Origin of the sequence: Salinivibrio sp. IB282, assembly GCF_001995685.1 — a bacterium.
In the GTDB taxonomy this organism is placed as follows: domain Bacteria; phylum Pseudomonadota; class Gammaproteobacteria; order Enterobacterales; family Vibrionaceae; genus Salinivibrio; species Salinivibrio kushneri.
In genome coordinates this window covers 1-3656 of the sequence record NZ_MUET01000120.1, presented here as the reverse complement: position 1 = coordinate 3656, position 3656 = coordinate 1, and the positions used below count along the sequence as shown (strand labels likewise).

The window sequence follows — 3656 nt, the reverse complement described above, 5'->3', positions numbered from 1 at the left end:
CTTATGGTTACCGTTCATTTTCGCAGGCTCAAGCGCATATACTGAAATATTTAATCGGGTATTACAGCCAACTTAGGCCACATCAGCATAATAGCGGTATGAGTCCGAACCTGGCAGAGGAAAAATACTGGATTAACTATAAACCGGTGGCCAGTTTTTCTTGACCACTACAAACCGATGGGCGTTTAGTCCGTAAGCGTATTGCGAAAACCCCCATTTTTTATCAGCAGCGCGCCATTCCAGTTACGGTCAGTATCGGGGTCACGCARAGCGAGGCATCAGAATGTGCGCAAGACATCAATTGCCAAGCAGATGCGAATTTGTATGCGGCTAAAGCGGGTGGTCGGAATAAAGTGGTGGCGTGAAAGGGTTAAGGCGCCACTTTACCGCGCAAAGACTTAGTCTGGCTCTTACGCTTTTTGGATTCTACGCGGCGGCGTTGTGACGCTTTGGTTGGCCGAGTTGGCTTGCGTTTTTTCTGCTCCACCATCGCGCTTTTAATTAGCGTAGCGAGGCGTTCTAACGCGTCTTCTCGGTTTAGCTCTTGGGTGCGGTAGTTTTGCGCTTTGATCACCACGACGCCATCTTTGGAGATGCGTGAATCGGACAGCGTCATTAAGCGTGTTTTGTAGGCATCAGGCAGTGACGAGGCGTGAATATCAAAGCGCAAATGAATGGCACTCGACATTTTATTGACGTTTTGTCCGCCTTTCCCAGCGGCGCGGATGGCCGTGAGCTCAATTTCACTGTCGGGAATCGCTACTTTGTTGGATAGAGTCAGCATACGGCCTCAAATATTAACAAGAGGCGCGCAGTGTACATAGCATTAGGCCTGTGGCGCAAATAAGCCAGCAGGCCGAGTCTTTTTGAGTCGTTAATCGGCACTTTAGGGTAAATCAAATACCAGTGTTTGGCTGATTTCGTTGCCGATATTACTAAAGGTGATGTGACGGATACCTTCGACTTTCGCACCATCACCGGGAGAAAGAGATGTGTTTTCAACCTTAAGAGTGCCCGCGACTTGATGCACATAGGCGTTGCGTCCTGTCCCCAAAGCGAAGGTAACAGACTCACTCGGCGCCAAGACAAGTTGCAGCAAACGTGCCTCTTGTTTTATTTTTAACGAGCCATTCTCACCCGTTGGCGTCGCAATGACGGTAAAGCCGGGTTGGTTGCCAAAATCTTTTTGCTGATAGCCCGGCTCTCCGCCTCTTTCGTTAGGTTCAATCCAAATCTGTAAAAAGCGCAATGGCTGGGATGACGAGGCATTATATTCACTATGATAAATACCACGCCCAGCCGACATCAGCTGGAACTCGCCAGCGGGTAGAGTTTGTCGGTTGTCTTGGCTGTCTTTGTGTTCGATTGCCCCCTCCAGCACCAGGCTGATGATCTCCATATCACGGTGTCCGTGGGTGTCAAAGCCTGCGGCGGGTGAAACGATATCATCATTGATCACACGTAGTGCAGAGAAGCCCATATGATGGGGATCGTAATAGCTACCAAATGAAAAAGTATGGCGGCTTTGTAGCCAGCCAAAGTTGGCCTGACCGCGATCGCTGGCATGACGTACTGTGATCATAATGCTTATCCTCACTGATTCCACGTTGAACAGCGGTGACGCTGAGCAATGAAAWCAGTGTAGAGACAAAAACGCCGTGCGAACACGGCGTAATATTGAGCATCTTGTTCTAAAACATTGAACGAGTATCGTGCAGAAGAAATAGCACGCGTCAGATAATGTACTAAAGCTTAAATGTTTCCATGCGTGTTTTTAAGTTATGCGCAAGATTGCTGATTTGGTCACAGGCAATCGCTGTTTGTGTTGCCCCCTCGGCCATTTCGGTTGACGCGCTATTAATGTTTTCAACACTGCGGTTGAGCTCGTTAGAGACAGAACTTTGCTCACTGCAGGCGGTGGCAATTTGTGTGCTGCGTTGGGCGATATCATCAACAGAGACTTCAATTTCCCGCATTTGTTCGCCGGTATTGCTCACCGTTTCTACACATTGCGTAATGCCTGTTTGGCATTCATGGCTGGATTCGCGGACCTTGGTTGTGTTTATTTGCAGTGTCTCGATGGTATTAACAATTTGCTCGGTCGATTCTTGAGTACGCTGTGCCAGTGAGCGAACCTCATCGGCTACCACGGCGAACCCTCGGCCTTGCTCACCGGCACGTGCTGCTTCTATCGCCGCATTCAAAGCAAGTAAATTAGTTTGCTCAGCAATACCACGAATCACATCAACCACGACATTAATGTCCTCTGAGCTAGATTTCAGTTGCTCTGTTAATGTTTCTGAGTCTTGCATCAATCCAGATACGCGTTCAATAATACTAATCGCATCGGCTAATGACCCACTCCCCTTTTTCGCAATCTCTGCTGCCGAATGCGCTGATGTTGCGCCTTCTTCGGTATTCTGCGCCACTTCACTGACAGCGGCTTGCATTTCTGTCATGGCAGACGCCACCGACCCAAGTTCTTGTTGCTGGTTTTGCATACCTGACGCATTTTGAGATGAAATTGCACTCACCTCTTCAACGGCGGCGGTTAGCTGAATGGTAGAGTCGTTAATTTCTGATACCAATCCGTGAAGATTGTTTTGCATCGTTACCAGTTCTTTGAGTAAGGTACCAAGCTCATCTTTGGACAAATCCTTTTCATCAAATTTGTTGTCGAGCTGACCTTGGGCAATACTCGAAGCAAACGCGAGCGCTTTACCGATTGGGCGAGAGATAGAGCGAGAGAGTATCAGGGTCGACGCTAAGATGACCAACACAATCACCAAGGTACCAATTGCTGAGTTGATTTGAGCGGTACGAGCCTCTCGGTTTGCGTTTTCGATAATTTCACTTACTCGCTTATCATTCAGTTTGAGGGCCTGATTCAGATCGTCTAATGCACTGACGTATGTATCAAAACTGGCTAACACGATCTGGTTAGCTTCATCGCTATCTCCGCTTTTAAGCAAGCGGTTGTATGACTGTGTTTCTTGAATATACTGACGCCAAGTATTCTTAAACGTCGTAAATGACTGGCGCTCTTCCGACGTTAACTCTAAGGCTTCATAAGCCTTAATGCCTGCTTGCACATCGGCGCGCCATTGATCAAGTGTGTCAAGCCATTGTGGTAATTGAGGGTGATCACTGTTTGAGAGTAACGAAAACTCATCTTTACGAACCTTGGTGACATCCACCTGGATCCCTTTCAATATATCTACTGAAGGTAAACTTATATCTGACAGTTGTTTAATATCCTTAGTTAAGGTTGATAAACCCATCATAAAGATAACGGCAACCGAAGCAAAAACGATAAAAACGGCGATAAAGCTGAGCCATATTTTTTTGACAACACTAAGATCTTTCATTATCTGCTTTCCTGTTCTTCGCGCTTATGAATCAGCGCAAAGGTGTTTTATAACAATATCAAGCTTAAGCGTAGACGATTTAGTGATAGTGATGATTATTAATCAGTGGATGCCTGAGTGATGTACTGTCAGGTTAAGGAACATGAATGCTATGAAGCGGGCCTGCGATATGAGAAGGCTTAGACCCGCATTGGCGCATTAAGCCAACAGGGCCGCAGAAAAAAGACACTTGCACGTTGTCTCTGCTAAAGATATCGCTTAACGTCTCTGCTAAAGATATCGCTTAAC

Annotated in this window: 3 protein-coding genes and 2 pseudogenes; 2 read left to right on the top strand and 3 right to left on the bottom strand. The window is 46.9% G+C overall.

The genetic code is table 11. From position 1 onward, the window contains the following. Nucleotides 1-164, top strand: a pseudogene (locus tag BZG14_RS15970) (IS3 family transposase); the annotation flags it as partial. 33 nt (nucleotides 165-197) lie between these two features. Next, nucleotides 198-365 (top strand): annotated as a pseudogene (locus tag BZG14_RS16155) (GGDEF domain-containing protein); the annotation flags it as partial. Between the two features lie 5 nt (nucleotides 366-370). On the opposite strand, the gene arfB reads toward BZG14_RS16155, so the two are convergent. From arfB to BZG14_RS14815, 3 genes are all read right to left on the bottom strand, one after another. Continuing rightward, nucleotides 371-784: an alternative ribosome rescue aminoacyl-tRNA hydrolase ArfB gene (gene arfB, locus BZG14_RS14825; protein WP_077609104.1), complete on the bottom strand. Its 414-nt coding sequence runs from the start codon at nucleotides 782-784 to the stop codon at nucleotides 371-373. 102 nt (nucleotides 785-886) lie between these two features. After that, nucleotides 887-1582, bottom strand: coding sequence for a pirin family protein (locus BZG14_RS14820; RefSeq protein WP_077486823.1), 696 nt, complete (start codon nucleotides 1580-1582; stop codon nucleotides 887-889). A gap of 163 nt (nucleotides 1583-1745) precedes the next feature. Then, nucleotides 1746-3368, bottom strand: coding sequence for a methyl-accepting chemotaxis protein (locus BZG14_RS14815; RefSeq protein ID WP_077609103.1), 1623 nt, complete (start codon nucleotides 3366-3368; stop codon nucleotides 1746-1748). Nucleotides 3369-3656: the final 288 nt, after the last annotated feature.